We start from the raw sequence: 20,413 nt of genomic DNA on the forward strand, positions 1-20,413 counted from the left end.
GCCCTCCACCCTACTGACCTGCGCTCACAGCCCTTCCGGCACGTCCAGGGCGGCCACCCGCTCCGGGTCGGCCAGGATGTGCAGGGCGACGATCCGGCCGTCGGCGACCGTGATGCCCATGACCGAGCGCACCTCGCCCTCGGGACCGTTGAGGATCCCGACCGCGCCGCCCACCAGCGCCAGCCGCCCGGCCGGCGCGAACTGCCGGAAGAGCACGGCCTGTTCGGCCACCGCCTTCGCCCCGTGCACGATCTTGGAGGCCGCCGCGCCGCGCACCAGCGCCCCGGAGTCGGCCCGCAGCACCACATCGGGGTGGAGGACGGAGACCAGCGCCTCGAAGTCCCCGGCGCGGGCGGCGGCCAGGAACGCGGAGACCACCTCGCGCTGCCTGCCGAGGTCCGGCTCCGCCGACGGCGTGGCCCCCTGGACCCGGCGGCGGGCCCGGCTGGCGAGCTGCCGGGTCGCGGCCGGGGTGCGCTCGACGATCGGCGCGATGTCGTCGAACGGCACCGCGAACATGTCGTGCAGCACGAACGCGAGCCGCTCGTCGGGCTCCAGGGTCTCCAGCACGATCAGCAGGGCGAGCCCCACCGCGTCGGCCTGGAGCACCTCCTGCTCGGGGTCGGTCCGGGACAGGGGCGCGATCACCGGATCGGGGACGAAGGCGGCGTACCCCTCGTACCCCTCGTCCATCGGCAGTTCACGGCGGGCGGTGCGCGAGCGGAGCAGGTCCAGACAGACCCGGCCGGTCACGGTGGTCAGCCAGCCGCCCAGGTTGCGCACCTCGTCGACGTCGCTGCGGCCGAGTCTCAGCCAGGTCTCCTGCACGGCGTCCTCGGCCTCGGCGAGCGAGCCGAGCATCCGGTAGGCCACGGCCTTGAGATGGGCGCGGTACTCCTCGAAGCGTTGCGCGAGTACGTCGGTGTCGGTCATCACGCCACTCCCCCTCGGGCGTCGGTGTCCCTCGCCGTCGAACGGCGTCGATCGGCGTCTATCGGCGTCTATCGGCGTCTATCGTTGGAAGAGCTCGAAGGCGACCGCCGGCCGGCCGCCGAAGCGCTCCCCGACGGAGTGCGCCACCCCGGTCAGGAAGCCGCGCACATACGTCTCCGGGTCCTCGTCGGTGAGGGCCTCGATATAGGCGCGGTGTTCGAGCAGCGAGCCCACCGCCCGCTCCAGGCCCGCCGAGGCGTCCACGGCGTGGGTGGGCGTGGCGGATCCGGCGACCGCGACCCAGCGCACGCCGTTCCAGGGCTGGAGGCCCTGTTCGGCCAGTTCGGGGAAGATCCAGCGGTTGCCGGCGTCCCCGGCGGCGTCGAGCGTGGCCCGGCCCACCGCGACATGGTCGGGGGTGTTCCAGGCGACGCCGCCCCAGGTGTCGCGGTGGTTGAGGGTGATGACCAGTTCCGGGCGGTGTCTGCGGATCGCGGCGGCGATGTCGCGGCGCAGGGCCGGACCGTACTCGATCACCCCGTCGTGGTGGTCGAGGAACTCCACCGCGGTGACGCCCACGACGGCCGCGCTCGCCCGCTGCTCCCGCTCCCGCAACGGGCCGCACTCGGCGGGCGCGATGGTGTCGATGCCCGCCTCGCCGCGGGTCGCCAGGACATAGGCGATCTCGCGGCCGGCGTCGGTCCAGCCGGCGACGGCCGCGGAACAGCCGTACTCCAGGTCGTCCGGGTGTGCCACGACGGCCAGGGCCCGTCGCCAGTCCTCGGGCATGGGCTGGAGCTGAGGGATCGCCGGCACGGTCATGCCCGAAGACTAATCGGTGACACCGACATCACGCTTCGTCACGGACGAGGGCGAGCAGCCGGTCCAGGACGCGGGGGCCGCCGGCCCGGACGCCGTCGTGCTCGAACTCGTCGGTGACCCAGGTGCGCAGGCCCCGGATGGCGCGGGCGGTGCGCAGGGAGTGGGCGGTGTCGACGTAGAGGTCGTCGTGGTAGATCGCGGCCGCCACCGGGACCTCGTTGGCGGCGAGGCGGGCGGGGTCGTACAGGGGCGTCCAGTCGGTGCGGGCGGCGAGGAGTTCGGCGGTCTCGCGCAGGGGGCGCAGCGCGGGGTCGGTGTCGAACATCCAGGGGTGGATCGTTTCGCCGGTGAGCAGCAGCGGTCCGTCGCCGGTGAGCGTCTTCGCGGCGTCGAACTGCGGGAACTCGGCGCGCACCCGTTCCGCCGACCAGGCGGTGGGGCGGTGGTCCTGGCCGTAGATCGCCTCGTGGACGAGGGCGTAGAGGGGGTGCCCGGCGAAGGAGAGCTGGTGCTGGAGCTGCTCCTGGAAGGCGTCGGACAGCTCGGGGCCGTGCGGGGTGGGGACGAAGGCGTCCTCGAGGAGGTGGTGCAGGCGGTGGCTGCCGTCGCCGGTGCCGAGCAGGATGCCGAGGGTCTGGAACGCCTCGACCGTGAGCCGGTGGCCGCCGGGGAGGGTGACCTCGTGCTGGAGGAGGTGGTCGGCGATCCGGCGGACCCGCTCGACGTCCTGCGGGTAGCGGGCGTAGTGCGCGGCGTTCTTGCGCTCCATGCGCGGGTAGGCGGCGCGGTAGACGTCGTCGGCGTGGGCGTCGAGGGCGGGCAGACCGCCGGTGAGCAGGGCGGCGGACAGGCCCTCGGGGGCGAGGGAGAGATAGCTGACCGTGCAGAAGCCGCCGAAGCTCTGGCCGAGGACGGTCCAGGGGGCGCCGCCGGTGACCTCGCGGCGGACGGCCTCGCAGTCGCGGACGATCGAGTCGGCGCGGAAGTGCGTGAGGTAGTCGGCCTGGGCCGCGGGGCCGCCGCGCAGCGGGAGGGTCTGGCGGTTGGCGGGCGTGGAGGCGCCGGTGCCGCGCTGGTCCAGCAGGAGGACGCGGTACTCCTTCAGGGCGCGGCCGAGCCAGGCCGGTCTGCCGACGAACCGGTTGGCGCCGAAGCCGGGGCCGCCCTGGAGATAGAGCAGCCAGGGCAGGTCCTGGCCGGCCTTCTCGCTCGCGACGACCTCACGGGCGTACAGCTCGATCGTCTCCCCGGCCGGGTCGGCGTGGTCGAGGGGGACGGTGAAACGGCGGTCGGTGAGTACGACGCCGGGCTGGCGGTAGCTGAGGGACAACAGGGGTCTCCTGGGACGCTCGGTGTACGGGCCGCGTCCCAGTTCAGCACATGTCCGGGCGGGCGTGGAGCCCGGGGGATCATGAACGGCTACTGAACGGCGGCTCAGCGGGCGGAAAGGCTGGAACGCCGCACCACCAGCTCGGGCTGGAGCACGACCCTGCGGTGCTCGTGCCGTCTGCCGCTGCCCTCCTCGGTTTCCTCCAGCAACATCTCGGCGGCCAGGGCGCCCATGGTGACGGCGGGCTGGCGGACCGAGGTGAGCGGGACGGCGGCCGCGGCGGCGAACTCGATGTCGTCGTAGCCGACGATGGCGAGGTCGTCGGGGACCCCGACGCCGGCCGCGTACATGGCCTGGAGCACGCCGAGGGCGAGCAGGTCGTTGGCGCAGAACACGGCGGTGGGGCGGTCGGCGAGGCCGAGCAGCCGGGCGCCCGCGTCGCGTCCGGCGGCCACGTCGAGCCGCTCGGTGGGCAGCTCGCGCAGGCGGTCGGGGCCGAGGCCGGCCTCGGCGAGCGCGTTCAGGGCGCCGGTGCGGCGGTCGCGGACCTGGTTGAAGCCGGGCGGGCCGCTGACGTACGCGAGGGAGCGGTGCCCGGCGTCTATGAGATGCCGGACGGCGAGCGCGCCGCCCGCGACGTCGTCCACGGACACCGAGCACTCGGTGGTGCCCTCGGAGACCCGGTCGACCAGGACGAACGGGATGCCGTGGCGGCGGAAGGACTCGATGTTGCGGCCGGTCGCGTCGGCGGGGGTGAGCAGCACGCCCCGCACCCGCTGTTCGGCGAAGAGCGAGAGGTACTCGGCCTCCTCGCCGACGCTCTCGGCGCTGTTGCAGACCATCACTCCGAGCCCGGCGTCGCGGGCGGCCCGCTCGGCGCCGCGCGCGACGTCCACGAAGAACGGGTTGCCCATGTCGAGGACGAGCAGCCCCATGATCCGGCTGCGCCCGGCCCGCAGCTGGCGCGCGGACTCGCTGCGGACATAGCCGAGCCGGTCGATCGCGGACAGCACTCGGGCCCGGGTCTCCGTGGCGACGGTGTCCGGGCGGTTGATGACGTTGGAGACCGTGCCGACGGAGACTCCGGCGGCACGGGCGACGTCCTTGATTCCCACCGGCTGGGCCATCAGGCGGGGACCTCCAGGTGAACGGGGTACGGCGGGACGGGCTTCACATTACCGTCACGCCGTCCCCTGGCCGTTCTTGTCATGCGGGCAGTGCGAAGTCGATGACGTGGAGCGCCGAGGGGGTCGTCCCGCTCGACTTCTCCTGGTACATGAACGACAGCGTGTTGTCGGCCTTGACGCGCGCTTCGTCGAGGACGACCTCGCCGAAGGCGTTCAGTCCGCTGCCGTCGAAGAGCACGGTCCAGTCGGTGTATCCGGAGGACTTCGAGGCACCGGCGATCCGCCCGAAGGGGAAGATCGCGTAGGCGTTGTCGTACGCGTCCAGGATCAGCTTGGTGCGCTGGCTGGAGCCGAGGACGACGGGGATCTCCGTCTTCTGCCAGGTGCCCGAGGAGTTCTTGCGGACGTGGAAGGCGCGGCCGTTGGCGGTGCGGTCGCTGACGTAGTTGGTGGTGCACTGGCCGAAGCGGCCGGGGACGTAGCTGATGATCGCGTGCGGCAGGCCGGCGGAGTCGGTGGTCTGGCTCTCCTGGTTCATCAGGGAGTGATCGGGGTTGAGCGAGTCGACGACGAGCCCCGCGTCGGTGACGGCGACCGTGTCCGAGCTGCCGGTGGTGCCCACGAGCGTGCCCGCGTTGTTGCGCCAGGTCCGGCCGCGGTCGTCGGAGTACACATAGCCGGTGTCGTGGTTGGTGATGCCGCCGCTGCTGCACATGACGGCCGCGGACTGCTCGCGCCAGGTGAAGAACGAGTGCAGCCGTCCGTTGACGTCGTAGTCGATGCCGTGCAGGTACATGTTGCGGGCGGTGCTGGAGCCGTGCGAGCTGGTGTAGGTGCCGGTGGAGCTGCTCCACTCCCCGAGCGCGGTCCAGGCCGAACCGTCGTACTCGGCGAGGGCGTTGCGCCCGTTGCCGGAGATCCCGACCCGGTAGCTCAGCTGGAGCCTGCCCTCCGGCGTGGAGACGAACTGCGGGTAGGTGAACTGCGAGGTGAGCGCGAGCCCGTCGAGGCTGGTCTGCACGGCGCCGAAGACGGAGGAGGTCCAGGAGGTGGAGGCCGGGCTGTCCAGGAGCCCGGCGACGGACTTCACGTAGAAGAAGCCGTCGCTGTGGGAGTCCATGTTGAGGTGGAGGCGGCCGTCGACCTTGGAGACGCCCATGGAGATGACGTTGTGGGAGTCGCTGTACTTGAGGACGTGCGACAGGGTGACCGTGGACCACGTGGTGCCGCCGAGGACGCGGCGGGCGACGACCGCGTTGCCGGTGGAGGTGTACCAGGCGGCGTACTGGTAGCCCTTGTAGGTCAACAGGCCGTTCTTCTGGAAGGAGTTGTTGTTGACCAGGCCGTCGTAGGACACGAAGAACAGGGCGGTGGCGTCCAGTTGCGTGGTGCCGTTGGCGGTCACGGACGGACCGGGGTCGGCGGCGCGGGCGGTGCCGGCGGCGAGGACGGGGCTCGCCGCGGCACTGAGGAGGGCGCCGGCCAACAGGGTGCGTCGTCTCATCTCGGGGGACTCCGTTGTCGTACGAGAGGGGCTACGGGGTGGTGTCAGGCGAGGTGGAACACTTCGGTGAGGGGCTTCATGGCCTCGTCGGGCCGGGCGCCGTCCAGGGACTCGAAGAACGGTGCCATCTCGGCCTGCCAGCGGGCGTTGACCTCGGCGGCCTCCATCCCGGCCTGGGCGGCCGCGAAGTCCTCGGTCTCCAGGTAGCCGACGAGCAGGCCGTCGTCTCTGAGGAACAGGGAGTAGTTGTGCCACCCGGTGGCCGAGAGAGCTTCGAGCATCTCCGGCCACACGGCGGCATGCCGTTCGCGGTACTCGGCGAGTCGGTCCTCACGGACCTTGAGCAGGAAACAGACGCGCTGCATGGACGTACCGCTCCCGGTGGGTGGGGGGATGGGGCGTGGGGGTCAGAAGTTGAACTGGTCGATGTTCTTGGCGTCGAACACGGTCGGCTTGCCGAGGCTGATCACCCCGTCCTTGCCGATGGTGTACGACGTCCCGCCGGCCGTGAAGGTCTCGCCCTCCTTGCCGGTGATCTGGCCGGAGACCAGCGCCACGGCGGTCTGTGCGGCGAGGGCGCCGAGCTTGGCCGGGTCCCACAGCTCGAAGCCGTCGACGGTGCCGTTCTTGACGTACTTGCGCATGTCGTTGGGGGTGCCGAGGCCGGTCAGCTTGACCTTGCCCTTGTACTTCGAGCCCGAGAGGTACTGGGCGGCCGCCTTGATGCCGACGGTGGTCGGGGAGATGATCCCCTTCAGGTTCGGGTACTCCTGGAGCAGGCCCTGGGTCTGCTGGAAGGACTGCTGGGCGTCGTCGTTGCCGTACGCGACCTTGACGAGCTTGATGTCCTTGTACTTGGCGTCCTTGAGTTCGTCCTTCATGAACTCGATCCAGGTGTTCTGGTTGGTCGCGGTCTGCGCGGCGGACAGGATCGCGATCTCGCCCTTGTAGCCGATCTGCTCGGCGAGCAGCTGCACCTCGGTGCGGCCGAGGTCCTCGGCGGAGGCCTGCGAGACGAAGGCGTTGCGGCACTCGGGGTTGGTGTCGGAGTCGTAGGTGACGACCTTGATCTTGTTGCTCATGGCCTGCTTGAGCGCGGTGCACAGGGCACCCGGGTCCTGCGCCGACACGGCGATCCCGTCGACCTGCTGCTGGGTGAGGGTGTTGACGTACGACACCTGCCCGGAGGTGTCGGTCGCGCTGGACGGACCGACCTCCTTGTAGCTGGAGCCCAGCTCCTTCAGCGCGGCCTCGCCGCCCTTGTCGGCGGAGGTGAAGTACGGGTTGTTGACCTGCTTCGGCAGGAAGCCGACGGTCAGGCCCTTCTTGGTGGCCGCGTTCGGGTCGGCCTTGCCGGCGGAGGCGGCCGAGCCGGTGCTCTCGTTCTTCACGTCCTCCTTGGTGGTGCCGCCGCAGGCGGTGGCGGCGAGGGCGAGGGAGGAGACGGCGGCGAGGGCCGCGCAGGCACGACGGAGGGATGACTTGCGCATGGTGGTGTGGGTCCTTCTACGAGGAGGGCTGTTTCTCAGGCCGTCGAGGTCGAGGCGGCGGATCTACGGCCTGCCCTCGCGACGGAGATCTGGCGTGCGACCCGGGGGCCGAGCACGGAGACGACGAGCAGGACGCCGGTGACGACGATCTGCGACTGTGCGGACACGTCCTGGAGGCTCATCACGTTCTGCGCCGCGCCGAGCAGGAAGACTCCCGCGATCGCGCCGCCGAGCGTGCCCTTGCCGCCGTCGAAGTCGATGCCGCCCAGGAGGACGGACGCGATGACGGAGAGTTCGAGGCCGGTGGCGTTGTCGTAGCGGGCGCTGGCGTAGTGCAGGGCCCAGAAGACGCCGGTGAGGGAGGCCATCAGGCCGGTCACGGTGAACAGGATCAGCTTCTGCCGCTTGACGCGGATGCCGGCGAACCGGGCGGCCTCCTCACTGGCGCCGATCGCGAACAGCGAGCGCCCGAACGGCGTGGCGTGCAGGACCACGAAGGCGATGGCGAGGAGCACGACGAAGGGCAGGAAGGCCTGCGGGAGGAAGCTGTCCCCGATCCGGCCGGCCGCGAAGTCCAGGTACTGGGTGGGGAAGTCGGTGACCGCGTCGGAGCCGAGCACGATCTGCGCGATGCCCCGGTAGGCGGCCAGGGTGCCGATGGTGACGGCCAGGGACGGCAGCCCGAGCCGGGTGACGAGCAGGCCGTTGACGAGCCCGCAGACGACACCGAGCAGCAGGCAGATGGGGATGATCGCCTCGATCGTCAGGCCCTGGTTCCACAGGGCGCCCATCACCGCGCCGGACAGGCCGGCCGTGGAGGCGACGGACAGGTCGATCTCCCCGGAGACCACCAGCAGGGTCATCGGCAGGGCGACCAGCGCGACGGGGAGGGTGTTGCCGATCAGGAACGACAGGTTCAGCGCGTTGCCGAAGCCGTCCACGGAGGTGAAGGAGAACAGCAGCAGGACGATCAGGAGGGCGCCGACGACAGTGTCCCAGCGGATCGCCCGGTTGAGGGACTCAGGCACGAGCCTCCCCCTTCTCTACGGCCGGCTTGGCGGACGCCGACTTCTTCTTCAGGGCGGTCGCCACCCGCAGGCCCACGATCCGGTCCACGGCGATCGCGAGGAGGAGCAGGACGCCGTTGATGGCGAGCACCCACACCGAGCTGACGCCGAGGGCGGGCAGGGCGCTGTTGATGGAGGTCAGCAGCAGCGCGCCGAGGGCGGCGCCGTAGACGCTGCCGGAGCCGCCGGTGAAGACGACACCGCCGACCACGACCGCGCTGACGACGGTCATCTCGTAGCCGTTGCCCGTGCTGGAGTCGACGTTGCCGAACCGGGCCAGGTACATCGCGCCGGCGAGTCCGGCGAGTCCGCCGCAGAAGGTGTACGCGGCGAGGATCCGCTTGCGCACGGGGATGCCGGCGAGGCGGGCGGCCTCCGGGTTGGAGCCGAGGGCGTACAGCTCCCGGCCGCTGCCGAAGTGCTTGAGGTAGTACGCCGTGGCGATCAGCACCGCCAGGGCGATGAGCGCGAGGTACGGCACGGCGGAGAGGCCGCCGGAGCCGAAGTCGACGAAGCCGCCGGGCAGGTCGGCCGCGGTGATCTGCCGGGAGCCGACCCAGATGGAGTCGATGCCGCGGATGATGTACAGCGTGCCGAGGGTGACGACGAGGGCGGGCACCTGGCCGAGGCTGACCAGCAGGCCGTTCAGCAGCCCGAAGCCGACGCCGAGCAGGACGGCCAGGACGATCGCGATCACCGGGTTGCCGCCGCCGTGCAGATAGGTGCCGGCGGCGAAGGCGCTGATGCCGAGGGTGGAGCCGACCGACAGGTCGACGTTCCTCGTGATCACCACCAGGGACTGGCCGGTGGCGACCAGCACCAGGATGGTCGCGTTCAGCAGCAGGTCCTTGATGCCCTGCTCGGAGAGGAACTCGCTGTTGCCGGCCTGGGTGACGGCGATCATCACCAGGAAGACGGCCAGGATGGCGAGTTCGCGCATCTTGAAGACGCGGTCGACGAGCCGGGTGCCGCTGGACTGGGGCGCCTCGGCGAGGGGGGCCTGTTCAGGAGTGGCGACCGTCATGCGGCGGCCCTCCCGGTGGCTGCGGCCATCACGGTTTCCTCGGTGGCGTCGGAGCGGGGGATCTCGGCGGTGAGCCGGCCCTCGTGCATCACCAGCACGCGGTCGGCCATGCCGAGGATCTCGGGCAGGTCGGAGGAGATCATCAGGACGGCGACCCCGTCGGCGGCCAGCTCGCTGAGCAGCCGGTGCACCTCGGCCTTGGTGCCGACGTCGATGCCGCGCGTGGGCTCGTCGACGATCAGCACCTTGGGAGCGGTGGCCAGCCACTTGGCGAGGACGACCTTCTGCTGGTTGCCGCCGGAGAGCGTGTTGACGGTGTCGGCGATCCGGGCGTACTTCACCTGGAGCTTGACCGCCCAGTCCAGGGACCGGCTGCGCTCGGCGCCCCGGTCCATCAGGCCGGCCTTCACGGTCGTCCGCAGACCCGTGAGGCCGATGTTGCGCTCGATGGACATGTCCATCACCAGGCCTTGGGCGCGCCGGTCCTCCGGGACCAGGGCGAGGCCCGCGGACATCGCGGTGGAGGGAGCGCCGTTGACCAGCGCCTTGCCGTCCACGGTGACGTCACCGGCGTCCCAGCGGTCGATCCCGAAGACCGCGCGGGCCACTTCGGTGCGCCCGGCGCCGACCAGTCCGGCCAGGCCGACGATCTCGCCGCGCCGTACGTCGAAGGAGACGTCGGTGAAGACGCCCTCACGGGTCAGCCGGCGCACACTCAGGGCGACCTCGCCCGGGGTGACGTCCTGCTTGGGGTAGAGCTCGTCGAGGTCGCGGCCGACCATACGGCGGACCAGGTCGTCCTCGGTCATGCCGGCGAGGGGCTCGCTGGCGATCCAGGCGCCGTCGCGCAGGGTCGTCACCCGCTGGCAGATCTCGAAGATCTCCTCCAGCCGGTGGGAGATGAAGAGGACGGCCGCGCCCTGTTCGCGCAGGGTGCGCACGACTCCGAAGAGGCGGGCGACCTCGCTGCCGGTGAGGGCGGCGGTCGGCTCGTCCATGATCAGGACGCGGGCGTCGAAGGAGAGCGCCTTGGCGATCTCCACGATCTGCTGGTCGGCGATGGACAGTCCGCGGGCCGGGCGGTCCGGGTCGAGGTCGACACCGAGCCGGGACATCAGGGCCGCGGTCGCCGCGTGGGTGGCCTTGTGGTCGATCCGGCCGAGGGCGCGCCGGGGCTGGCGGCCCATGAAGATGTTCTCGGCGATCGAAAGGTCGGGGAAGAGCGTCGGTTCCTGGTAGATCACGGCGATACCGGCGTCGCGGGCGTCGCCTGGTCCGTGGAAGACAACGGGCTCGCCGTCGAGCAGCACCCGGCCGGTGTCCGGCCGGTGCACCCCCGCGAGGGTCTTGATCAGGGTCGACTTGCCCGCGCCGTTCTCCCCGGCGAGGGCGTGTACCTCGCCGGGGAACAGCTCCAGGGAGACGCCCCGCAGGGCGCGTACGGCACCGAAGGACTTGGCGACGTCCTTGAGCGCCAGCACCGGGGCCGGTCCCGGGTCGGACGGGTGGGTCATGGGTGGCTCCTCGACGAACGTCCGCGGCGGTGCCCCTGGGGCCCGTCACGGCGTCGTGAAAGGTTTCAACTGGATTGCCGGGACGTTAGGCACGCCGGGCATGTCGCGTCAATGGGTCCGTCTCGAAAAGTTTTCGATAGCCGAAGGTCACGCGGCGGTCACGAAAAGGGGGCGCGGTCGAAAGGGTTGACACTGCCTTCGCGGCCTCATAGCTTCCCGTTCTGAATCGTTTCATCCGGGCCTGGTCCCGGACCGATGTCACAGGAGCCCGAAGTGACCGACCTCGCCGCGGTGAAGGCCGCGCTGAAGACCCAGGCCGTCGAGACACCGTCGTGGGCGTACGGGAACTCGGGGACCCGCTTCAAGGTGTTCGCCCAGCAGGGCGTTCCGCGCACCCCGCAGGAGAAGCTGGACGACGCGGCACAGGTGCACGCGGTCACCGGCGTGGCCCCGACCGTGGCGCTGCACATCCCCTGGGACAAGGTGGACGACTACGCGGCGCTGGCCAAGCACGCCGAGGACCGGGGGGTGAAGCTGGGGACGATCAACTCCAACACCTTCCAGGACGACGACTACAAGCTGGGCAGCATCTGCCATCCCGAGGCGGCGGTGCGCCGCAAGGCCGTCGGCCATCTGCTGGAGTGCGTCGACATCATGGACGCGACGGGATCCACCGATCTCAAGCTGTGGTTCGCGGACGGGACGAACTATCCCGGCCAGGACGACATACGAGCACGGCAGGACCGGCTGGCGGAGGGGCTGGCCGAGGTGTACGAGCGGCTCGGGGACGGGCAGCGGATGCTGCTGGAGTACAAGTTCTTCGAGCCGGCGTTCTACACCACCGATGTCCCGGACTGGGGCACGGCGTACGCGCACTGTCTGAAGCTGGGGCCGAAGGCACAGGTCGTGGTGGACACCGGGCATCACGCGCCGGGGACCAACATCGAGTTCATCGTGGCCACGCTGCTGCGGGAGGGGAAGCTCGGCGGGTTCGACTTCAACTCGCGGTTCTACGCGGACGACGACCTGATGGTCGGGGCCGCGGATCCCTTCCAGCTGTTCCGGATCATGTACGAGGTCGTGCGCGGGGGCGGGTTCACCTCCGAGGTGGCGTTCATGCTGGATCAGTGCCACAACATCGAGGCGAAGATCCCGGCGATCGTCCGCTCCGTGATGAACGTGCAGGAGGCCACGGCGAAGGCGCTGCTGGTCGACCGGGGCGCGCTGGCCGCCGCTCAGGCCGCCGGGGATGTGCTCGAGGCGAATGCCGTGCTGATGGACGCGTACAACACGGATGTGCGGCCGCTGCTTCGTGAGGTGCGGGAGGAGATGGGGCTGGACCCCGACCCCATCGCTGCCTACCGGGCGTCCGGGTGGGCCGAGAAGGTGGTCGCCGAGCGTGTCGGGGGGGAGCAGGCGGGGTGGGGGGCCTAGGACGTGCTTCGGCAGTGGCGTCGTCCGCCCGGAGGGCGGGGCCCGCGGCGTCCGGTGCGGTGCGTCGCACGGCGCAGGGTCGTCCGCGTACTGGGCGTACGCGGACGATCCCGACAACGCGGCGAGGCGCCGTGCCAGGCGTCGCGGGCCGGACGGGACTTTCGACACACACCCTGAGCGTCTGCCTGGTTCCGTCGTCCGCGGGGCGCGGGCCCGTCGTGACCGGTCGCGCCCACGGGGCGGAGCCGCGTGTCGATGCGGTTCCGCGCCCCCAAGGGAATGCACTCACCCTCTCTTTGAAAGTAAGGAATCTCCATGTCCACCCATCCCGAAGCCGCCGCGTTGCTTGCTCGGTCCCATCGGCTCGGTGCTGACCCCCGCAATACGAACTACGCCGGCGGCAACGCGTCCGCCAAGGGCACCGACACCGACCCCGTCACCGGGGGGGACGTCGAGCTGATGTGGGTGAAGGGGTCGGGAGGCGACCTCGGCACGCTCACCGAGAGCGGGCTGGCCGCGTTGCGGCTGGACCGGCTGCGCGGGCTCGTCGACGTCTATCCGGGGGTCGAGCGCGAGGACGAGATGGTCGCCGCGTTCGACTACTGCCTGCACGGCAAGGGCGGGGCGGCGCCGTCCATCGACACCGCCATGCACGGACTCGTCGACGCCGCTCATGTGGATCATCTGCACCCGGACTCGGGGATCGCGCTCGCCTGTGCGGCGGACGGGGAGAAGCTGACCGCCGAGTGCTTCGGGGACACGGTGGCGTGGGTGCCGTGGCGGCGGCCCGGGTTCCAGCTGGGGCTGGACATCGCCGCGATCAAGGCCGCCAACCCGCAGGCCGTCGGGGTGATCCTGGGCGGGCACGGGATCACCGCCTGGGGGGACAGCGCCGAGGAGTGCGAGCGCAACTCGCTGCACATCATCCGCACCGCCGAGAAGTTCCTCGCCGAGCGGGGGAAGGCCGAGCCCTTCGGGCCCGTCGTCGAGGGGTACGAGGCGCTGGCCGAGGGCGAGCGCAGGGAGCGGGCCGCCGCGCTCGCGCCGTATGTGCGGGCGATCGCCTCGCAGGACCGGCCGCAGGTCGGGCACTTCGCCGACCCGGACGTCGTCCTCGACTTCGTGGCGCGGGCCGAGCACCCCCGGCTCGCCGCGCTGGGGACGTCCTGCCCGGACCACTTCCTGCGGACCAAGGTGCGACCGCTGGTCCTCGACCTGCCGCCCACCGCTCCGCTGGAGGAGGCCGTCGCGCGGCTGAAGGAACTGCACGCCGCGTACCGGGAGGAGTACGCCGCCTACTACCGGCGGCACGCCGAGCCCGACTCCCCCGCCCTGCGCGGCGCCGACCCGGCCATCGTGCTGGTGCCCGGCGTGGGCATGTTCTCCTTCGGCAAGGACAAGCAGACCGCCCGGGTCGCCGGCGAGTTCTACGTCAACGCCATCAATGTGATGCGGGGCGCCGAGGCGGTGTCCTCGTACGCGCCGATCGAGGAGCGGGAGAAGTTCCGCATCGAGTACTGGGCGCTGGAGGAGGCCAAGCTCCGGCGGATGCCGAAGCCGAAGGCGCTGGCCACGCGGGTGGCGCTGGTGACGGGCGCGGGCAGCGGGATCGGAAAGGCCATCGCGCACCGGCTGGTCGCCGAGGGGGCGTGTGTCGTCGTCGCCGATCTGAACGGGGAGAACGCCGCCCAGGTGGCGGAGGAGCTGGGCGGGGCCGACAAGGCCGTGGCCGTGACCGTCGACGTGACGGACGAGGAGCAGATCGCCGGGGCCTTCAAGGCCGCCGCGCTCGCCTTCGGCGGTGTCGACCTCGTCGTCAACAACGCCGGCATCTCCATCTCCAAGCCGCTGCTGGAGACCTCGGCCAGGGACTGGGACCTCCAGCACGACATCATGGCCCGGGGATCGTTCCTGGTGTCGCGGGAAGCGGCCCGGGTGATGATCGCGCAGGGGCTCGGCGGGGACATCGTCTACATCGCCTCGAAGAACGCCGTGTTCGCCGGGCCGAACAACATCGCCTACTCCGCCACCAAGGCCGACCAGGCCCACCAGGTGCGGCTGCTCGCCGCCGAGCTGGGCGAGCACGGGATCCGCGTCAACGGTGTCAATCCGGACGGTGTGGTGCGGGGATCGGGGATCTTCGCCGGCGGGTGGGGGGCCCAGCGCGCCGCGACCTACGGCATCGAGGAGGAGAAGCTGGGCGAGTTCTACGCCCAGCGGACCATCCTCAAGCGGGAGGTGCTGCCCGAGCATGTCGCGAACGCGGTGTTCGCGCTGACGGGCGGGGAGCTGACCCACACCACCGGGCTGCATGTGCCCGTCGACGCGGGTGTGGCAGCCGCGTTCCTCCGGTGACCGGGGTGCGGTCGTACGCCGCGGTCGACCTCGGCGCGTCCAGCGGGCGCGTCATGGTCGGCCGGGTCGGACCCGACTCCCTGGAGCTGGCGGAGGCGCACCGGTTCGCGAACCGGCCGGTGCGGGTGCCGGAGGGGCTGCGCTGGGACGTGCTGTCCCTGTACGCCGGCGTCCTGGACGGGCTGCGCGCCGCGGGTGCCCAGTGCGAGGGAGGACTCGACTCCGTCGGCATCGACAGCTGGGCCGTGGACTACGGGCTGCTGGACGGTGACGGGGCGCTGCTCGGCAACCCGGTGCACTACCGGGACGCGCGGACCGACGGGGTCGCGGAGAAGGTGTGGGCCGGTGTGCCGGCCGCGGAGCTGTACGCGGCGACCGGCTTGCAGTACGCGCCCTTCAACACCCTGTACCAGCTCGTCGCCGCCCGCGAGACGCGTCAGTTCGCCCATGCCGAGCGGTTGCTGCTCATTCCCGATCTGCTGGCGTACTGGCTGACCGGGGAGCAGGGCACCGAGCTGACCAACGCCTCCACGACCCAGCTGATCGATCCCCGGACGCGGACGTGGTCGTACGACCTCGCCGCCCGGCTGGGCATCGGCCTGGAGCTGTTCGCGCCGCTGCGCCAGCCGGGCGATCCGGCCGGGGTGCTGCGCGCCGAGGTGCTGGAGGAGACCGGGCTGACCGGGCCGGTGCCGGTGACCGCCGTCGGGTCGCACGACACCGCCTCCGCGGTGGCGGCCGTGCCGGCGACCGGGGAGCGGTTCGCCTACATCTGCACCGGCACCTGGTCCCTGGCCGGGCTGGAGCTGGCGGCGCCCGTGCTCACCGAGGAGAGCCGGGCCGCCAACTTCACCAACGAGCTGGGGCTGGACGGGACGGTCCGCTACCTGCGCAACATCATGGGGCTCTGGCTGCTCCAGGAGTGCGTACGGGCCTGGGGGGACCCCGATCTGGGGGTGCTGCTGCGGGAGGCGGCCGCCGTGCCCGCGCTGCGGTCGGTCGTGGACGCGGGGGACGCCGTGTTCCTCGCGCCCGGGCGGATGCCGGAGCGGATCGCCGAGGCGTGCCGGGCCACCGGACAGCCGGTGCCCGGGACCCGCGGCGAGATCACCCGCTGCATCCTCGACTCGCTCGCCCTCGCCCACCGGCGGGCGGTCGAGGACGCCCAGCGGCTCGCCGGGCATCCGGTCGACGTGGTGCACATCGTGGGGGGCGGCACCCGTAACGCGCTGCTGTGCCAGCTCACCGCCGACGCCTGCGGGCTGCCGGTGGTGGCCGGGCCGACGGAGGCCGCCGCGCTCGGCAACGTCCTGGTGCAGGCGCGGGCCCACGGACTGGTCGGCGACCGCGCCGACATGCGGCGGCTGCTCGCCCGCACCCAGCCGCTGACGCGCTACGAGCCGCAGGGCGGCACCGAGCGGTGGCGGGAGGCGCAGGCCCGGCTCGCCACCCGGTGAGCCGGGGTCTCCCCAGCGGCCCTGTGCCGGACTACTCTGCACTCATCCGATGACCAACCCCCAAGGAGCCGCGATGCGTGTCGCCCTGTTCCTGACCTGTGTCAACGACACGCTCTATCCGGAAACCGGCCGGTCTGTGGTGAAACTGCTGACCAGGCTGGGTGTCGAGGTCGACTTCCCGATGGCTCAGACCTGCTGCGGACAGGCTCACTACAACACCGGCTACCGCCATGAGGCCGAGCCGCTCGCCCGGCATTTCTCCGATGTCTTCGGGGAGTACGAGGCGATCGTCACGCCGTCGGGGTCGTGCGGGGCGATGGTGCGGGAGCTGTATCCGCGGATGGGCGAGCGGGCGCGGGCGGAGGGGCGCGGCGGGGGTCTCGCGGCCACCCTGGCGCCGGTGGTCCCGAAGACGTACGAGCTGACCGAGTTCCTGGTGGACGTGCTCGGGGTGACGGACGTCGGCGCCTACTACCCGCACACGGTGACCTACCACCCGACCTGTCACGGGCTGCGCGGACTCGGGCTCGGGGACCGGCCGAGGCGGCTGCTTCAGGCGGTCCGGGGCCTCGAACTGGTGGAGCTGCCGGGCGCGGAGGAGTGCTGCGGCTTCGGCGGCACGTTCGCGCTGAAGAACGCCGACGTCTCGGCGGCGATGGGCGCGGACAAGGTGCGCAACGCCGCCTCGACGGGGGCCGAGGTGCTGTGCGCGGCCGACAACTCGTGTCTGATGCACATCGGCGGGACCATGACCCGGCTGAAGGCGGGCATCCGTCCGGTGCACATCGCGGAGATCCTGGCGAGCACGGAGGAGGAACCGGCCGTATGAACGGGACGTTCGTGGGCATGCCCGCGTTTCCGCAGGCTGCCCGGGAGGCCGTCGCCGACGCGACCCTGCGGGGCAATCTGCGGCACGCCACCCACACCATCCGCGCCAAGCGGGCCAAGGCGGTCGCCGAGGTGTCCGACTGGGCCGAGCTGCGGGAGGCCGGCAAGCGGATCAAGGACCATACGCTCCGTCATCTCGACCGCTATCTCGTGCAGCTGGAGGAGTCGGTCACGGCGGCGGGCGGGACCGTGCACTGGGCGGCCGACGCCGAGGAGGCCAACCGGATCGTCGCCCGACTCGTCAAGGAGACCGGCGAGTCGGAGGTCGTGAAGGTCAAGTCCATGGCCACCCAGGAGATCGGGCTGAACGAGGCCCTCCTCGAGGAGGGCATCCACGCCTACGAGACCGATCTCGCCGAGCTGATCGTGCAGCTGGGCAAGGACCGGCCCTCGCACATCCTCGTCCCGGCCATCCACCGCAACCGGGGCGAGATCCGGGACATCTTCCGCCAGGAGATGGGCGAGTGGGGGCGCGCGGCACCCGAGGGGCTCACCGACACGCCCGCCGAGCTGGCGGAGGCGGCCCGGCTGCATCTGCGGGAGAAGTTCCTGCGGGCCAGGGTGGGCGTCTCCGGCGCCAACTTCATGGTCGCCGAGACGGGCACCCTGGTGGTCGTGGAGTCCGAGGGCAACGGGCGGATGTGCCTGACCCTGCCCGAGACCCTGATCTCCGTCGTGGGCATCGAGAAGATCGTGCCGACCTGGCGGGACCTGGAGGTGTTCCTCCAGACCCTGCCCCGCTCCTCGACCGCCGAGCGCATGAACCCGTACACCTCGACCTGGACGGGTACGACGGACGGCGACGGACCGAGGACCTTCCATCTGGTGCTGCTGGACAACGGCCGCACCGACACCCTCGCCGACGAGGTCGGCCGCCAGGCCCTGCGCTGCATCCGCTGCTCGGCCTGTCTGAACGTCTGCCCGGTCTACGAGCGGGCCGGCGGACACGCCTACGGCTCGGTCTACCCGGGCCCGATCGGCGCCATCCTCAGTCCCCAGCTGCGGGGCACGCAGAGCGAGATCGACGCCTCGCTGCCGTACGCCTCCTCACTGTGCGGTGCCTGCTACGAGGTGTGCCCGGTCGCCATCGACATCCCCGAGGTGCTGGTGCATCTGCGGGAGCGGGTCGTCGAGGGCGGGCCGGTGGTCCGGGACGGCAACCGGGTGGTGCTGAAGCCCGCCAAGGGGCACGCCGCCGAGCGGGCGGCCATGCGGGCGGCGCGCTGGGCGTTCGCCCGCCCCGGCGCCCTGCGCACCGGGCAGCGGCTCGCCTCCCGGACGCGCCGGCTGCACCCTCGTACGCTCCCCGGACCGGGGAAGGCGTGGAGCGCCAGCCGGGACCTGCCGGCCGTACCGGCGGAACCCTTCCGTGACTGGTGGCAGCGGACGAACGGCGGGAACACCGGCGAAGGGAGCGCGAAGTGAACAGCAGGGAACGGATCCTGGGACGGGTGCGGCGCGCACTGGCCGACGCGCCCGAGGACGACAAGCCGGTCGAGCGCGGCTATCTGCGCGTGCACGGAGACCGCGGCGCCGAGGAGACGGTGGAGCTGCTCGCGGAGAACCTGGCCGACTACCGGGCGCTCGTGCACCGCTGCTCGCAGGACGAACTGCCGTCCGTGATCGGCCGGTTGCTGGCCGAGCGCGGGGCGAAGTCGGTGATCGTGCCGCCGGGGCTGGACGCGGCGTGGCTGTCGGCGACCGAGGCCGACCGGGTCGAGGACACCGCCCGGAGCACCCCGTACGAGCTGGACCGGGTCGACAGCGTGGTCACGGCCTGCGCGGTGGCGATCGCCGAGACCGGGACGATCGTGCTGGACGGCGGGCCGGACCAGGGACGGCGCCGGATCACCCTCGTCCCGGACCACCATGTGTGCGTGGTGCGGGTGCCGGGGCAGGTCGTGTCGTCCGTGCCGCAGGCCCTCGAACGGCTGGACCCCGCGCGGCCGTTGACCTGGATCTCCGGCCCCTCGGCGACGAGCGACATCGAACTGGACCGGGTGGAGGGCGTGCACGGTCCGCGCACCCTCGAGGTGATCCTGGTCGGCTGAGCGGGGCCCCACGCGGGTATGGGCCTGGTGCCGTGCGCGGACCCAGGGGGCTCCCATGCAGTTCATCGAGGTGACCGGCCTGGCCGGGGTGCGCTCCGCCGTGATCCGGTTCACCGGACCCGGAACGGGCCTGTCCTTCCTGCTCTTCCCGATGATCCACCTCGGGGAGCCGGCCTTCTACCGGGAGGTGGCGGACCGGCTGCGCCGCTGCGACCTGGTGCTCGCCGAGGGCGTCGGCCGCAAGACGCGCTCCCCCGGCGCGGAGGCCCTGGTCGCGTCGTACGAGCAGCTGGAGTACAACGAGCGGCTGGGGCTGGTCGTCCAGGACATCGACTACCGGGCGCTCGGGGTGCCGGTGGTGTGCCCGGACATGTCGGGCGGGGAGTTCGAGTCCGGCTTCCGGCGGCTGCCGCTGCGCGAGCGCCTGCTGATCGCCACGCTGGTGCCGGCGATCAGCGCGGGCATGCGCATGTTCGGCACCCGCCGCTATCTGGCCCGGCACATGGCCACCGAGGATCTGGTGAGCGACACCGAGCAGGCGGTGGCGGACGGTATGCCCGGCCTGGACGACCTGGTGATGCGCCGCCGCGACCGGCTGCTCGTGCGCGTGCTCACCGAGTTCCACCAGGCGTACACGAGCCGCACCGGGCCGTTCACGGTCGCCGTGGTCTACGGCGCCGAGCACATGCGGGCGGCCTCGGAGGCCCTGGTCGGGCTGGGCTATCACGCGGCGGACGCGGAGTGGCTGACGGTGTTCCTGGTGGAGCCCGCTCAGGAGTAGGTCATCGGGCAGCGGTGGCGCAGCGCGTACTGGGCGGCGCGCAGATACAGCGCCGTGAAGAACGCGGTGTCGAGGCCGTCGGCCCAGGGGCCGGGGCGGGTCGCGGCGGCCTTCTCCGCGTCACCGTCCAGGAACCAGGCGCCGAGTGCGTGCGGGCCGGAGGGCTCCGGTACCAGGTCGAGCGGCAGACGCAGGGCGGCGGCGAGCCGCTCGGCGAGGGCGAGGACGCAGGGCGCTCCGACGACCAGGGTCTCGGTGTCGTGGGTGTTCTCCAGCGGCAGCAGGACGGGCTCCTCCAGCGTGCAGGGGACCAGGAACGACCAGCCGAGGAGGGTGTGCCGCTCCTCGGGGGTCAGACGGGCCCGGCACAGCGCGTCGAAGCCGTCCATCGGCGGGCTCGTCTTCTCCGCGAACCGGCCCGGCTCCGGCGGCCGGCCCGGCCGGTACGGCGGCAGGCCGCGCCACGCCAGCCGCTCGGCCAGGGCGGAGGCGACATCGCCGTAGCCGTCCTCACCGGGAACCGACCAGTCCTCCGGAGTGACGCTCACGAGATACATCCCCATGGGCACAAGGTATCCGGCGCCACCGACAACATCGACAAGGTGGGTGAACAAGCGCTTAGATATGTGCTCGGAC

18 protein-coding genes are annotated in these 20,413 nt (G+C 71.6%); 7 read left to right on the plus strand and 11 right to left on the minus strand.

All coding sequences use genetic code 11. The features are described 5' to 3' along the window. Window positions 1-24: 24 nt before the first annotated feature. The 10 genes from AQJ64_RS09585 to AQJ64_RS09630 form a co-directional block, all read right to left on the minus strand. Complete coding sequence (locus tag AQJ64_RS09585) at window positions 25-933, minus strand: sigma-70 family RNA polymerase sigma factor (protein WP_055635315.1); 909 nt, start codon at window positions 931-933, stop codon at window positions 25-27. A 78-nt stretch (window positions 934-1,011) separates the two neighbouring features. After that, window positions 1,012-1,755, minus strand: a complete 744-nt coding sequence (locus AQJ64_RS09590) for a PIG-L deacetylase family protein (RefSeq protein WP_055635316.1) — start codon at window positions 1,753-1,755, stop codon at window positions 1,012-1,014. 28 nt (window positions 1,756-1,783) lie between these two features. Further along, a complete protein-coding gene (locus tag AQJ64_RS09595) occupies window positions 1,784-3,085 on the minus strand; it encodes an alpha/beta fold hydrolase (protein ID WP_055635317.1) in 1,302 nt (433 codons plus the stop codon). 104 nt (window positions 3,086-3,189) lie between these two features. Beyond that, window positions 3,190-4,212: a LacI family DNA-binding transcriptional regulator gene (locus tag AQJ64_RS09600; RefSeq protein WP_055635318.1), complete on the minus strand. Its 1,023-nt coding sequence runs from the start codon at window positions 4,210-4,212 to the stop codon at window positions 3,190-3,192. Between the two features lie 79 nt (window positions 4,213-4,291). Continuing rightward, window positions 4,292-5,716, minus strand: coding sequence for a BNR repeat-containing protein (locus tag AQJ64_RS09605; RefSeq protein ID WP_055635319.1), 1,425 nt, complete (start codon window positions 5,714-5,716; stop codon window positions 4,292-4,294). Window positions 5,717-5,760: 44 nt separating this feature from the next. Continuing rightward, complete coding sequence (locus AQJ64_RS09610; RefSeq protein ID WP_055635320.1) at window positions 5,761-6,081, minus strand: L-rhamnose mutarotase; 321 nt, start codon at window positions 6,079-6,081, stop codon at window positions 5,761-5,763. Between the two features lie 42 nt (window positions 6,082-6,123). After that, window positions 6,124-7,206 carry a rhamnose ABC transporter substrate-binding protein gene (gene rhaS / locus AQJ64_RS09615; RefSeq protein ID WP_055635321.1) on the minus strand — a complete coding sequence of 361 codons (1,083 nt, stop codon included), beginning with the start codon at window positions 7,204-7,206 and terminating at the stop codon, window positions 6,124-6,126. Between the two features lie 35 nt (window positions 7,207-7,241). Next, window positions 7,242-8,234 (minus strand): ABC transporter permease, encoded by a 993-nt coding sequence (locus AQJ64_RS09620; RefSeq protein ID WP_055635322.1) that lies wholly within the window; start codon window positions 8,232-8,234, stop codon window positions 7,242-7,244. After that, window positions 8,227-9,297, minus strand: a complete 1,071-nt coding sequence (locus AQJ64_RS09625; protein WP_055635323.1) for an ABC transporter permease — start codon at window positions 9,295-9,297, stop codon at window positions 8,227-8,229. Before AQJ64_RS09625 ends, AQJ64_RS09620 begins: the two co-directional genes overlap by 8 nt. Then, entirely contained in the window at window positions 9,294-10,811 is a 1,518-nt protein-coding gene (locus AQJ64_RS09630; RefSeq protein ID WP_055635324.1) for a sugar ABC transporter ATP-binding protein, read from the minus strand. The genes AQJ64_RS09625 and AQJ64_RS09630 overlap by 4 nt, the downstream gene beginning before the upstream one ends. Window positions 10,812-11,084: 273 nt before the next feature. On the opposite strand from AQJ64_RS09630, the gene rhaI reads away from it, so the two are divergent. The 7 genes from rhaI (at window position 11,085) to AQJ64_RS09665 (ending at window position 19,777) form a co-directional block, all read left to right on the plus strand. Continuing rightward, window positions 11,085-12,245: an L-rhamnose isomerase gene (rhaI, locus tag AQJ64_RS09635; RefSeq protein ID WP_059202563.1), complete on the plus strand. Its 1,161-nt coding sequence runs from the start codon at window positions 11,085-11,087 to the stop codon at window positions 12,243-12,245. 315 nt (window positions 12,246-12,560) lie between these two features. Further along, a complete protein-coding gene (locus AQJ64_RS09640) occupies window positions 12,561-14,600 on the plus strand; it encodes a bifunctional rhamnulose-1-phosphate aldolase/short-chain dehydrogenase (RefSeq protein ID WP_055634869.1) in 2,040 nt (679 codons plus the stop codon). Between the two features lie 5 nt (window positions 14,601-14,605). Then, complete coding sequence (locus AQJ64_RS09645; protein WP_055634871.1) at window positions 14,606-16,057, plus strand: rhamnulokinase; 1,452 nt, start codon at window positions 14,606-14,608, stop codon at window positions 16,055-16,057. 73 nt (window positions 16,058-16,130) lie between these two features. Next, a complete protein-coding gene (locus AQJ64_RS09650; protein ID WP_055634868.1) occupies window positions 16,131-16,886 on the plus strand; it encodes a (Fe-S)-binding protein in 756 nt (251 codons plus the stop codon). Further along, a complete protein-coding gene (locus AQJ64_RS09655) occupies window positions 16,883-18,370 on the plus strand; it encodes a LutB/LldF family L-lactate oxidation iron-sulfur protein (RefSeq protein WP_055634867.1) in 1,488 nt (495 codons plus the stop codon). Before AQJ64_RS09650 ends, AQJ64_RS09655 begins: the two co-directional genes overlap by 4 nt. Further along, window positions 18,367-18,996, plus strand: a complete 630-nt coding sequence (locus AQJ64_RS09660; protein ID WP_055634866.1) for a LutC/YkgG family protein — start codon at window positions 18,367-18,369, stop codon at window positions 18,994-18,996. Before AQJ64_RS09655 ends, AQJ64_RS09660 begins: the two co-directional genes overlap by 4 nt. A 55-nt stretch (window positions 18,997-19,051) precedes the next feature. Beyond that, window positions 19,052-19,777: a hypothetical protein gene (locus AQJ64_RS09665; protein WP_055634865.1), complete on the plus strand. Its 726-nt coding sequence runs from the start codon at window positions 19,052-19,054 to the stop codon at window positions 19,775-19,777. Here the strand turns inward: AQJ64_RS09665 and AQJ64_RS09670 are convergent. Next, the gene (locus AQJ64_RS09670) at window positions 19,768-20,340 is read right to left on the minus strand and encodes a hypothetical protein (RefSeq protein ID WP_055634864.1); all 573 of its coding nucleotides are present in this window, start codon (window positions 20,338-20,340) and stop codon (window positions 19,768-19,770) included. The genes AQJ64_RS09665 and AQJ64_RS09670 overlap by 10 nt on opposite strands. Window positions 20,341-20,413: the final 73 nt, after the last annotated feature.

Source organism: Streptomyces griseoruber (assembly GCF_001514205.1).
Taxonomy (GTDB): Bacteria; Actinomycetota; Actinomycetes; order Streptomycetales; family Streptomycetaceae; genus Streptomyces; species Streptomyces griseoruber.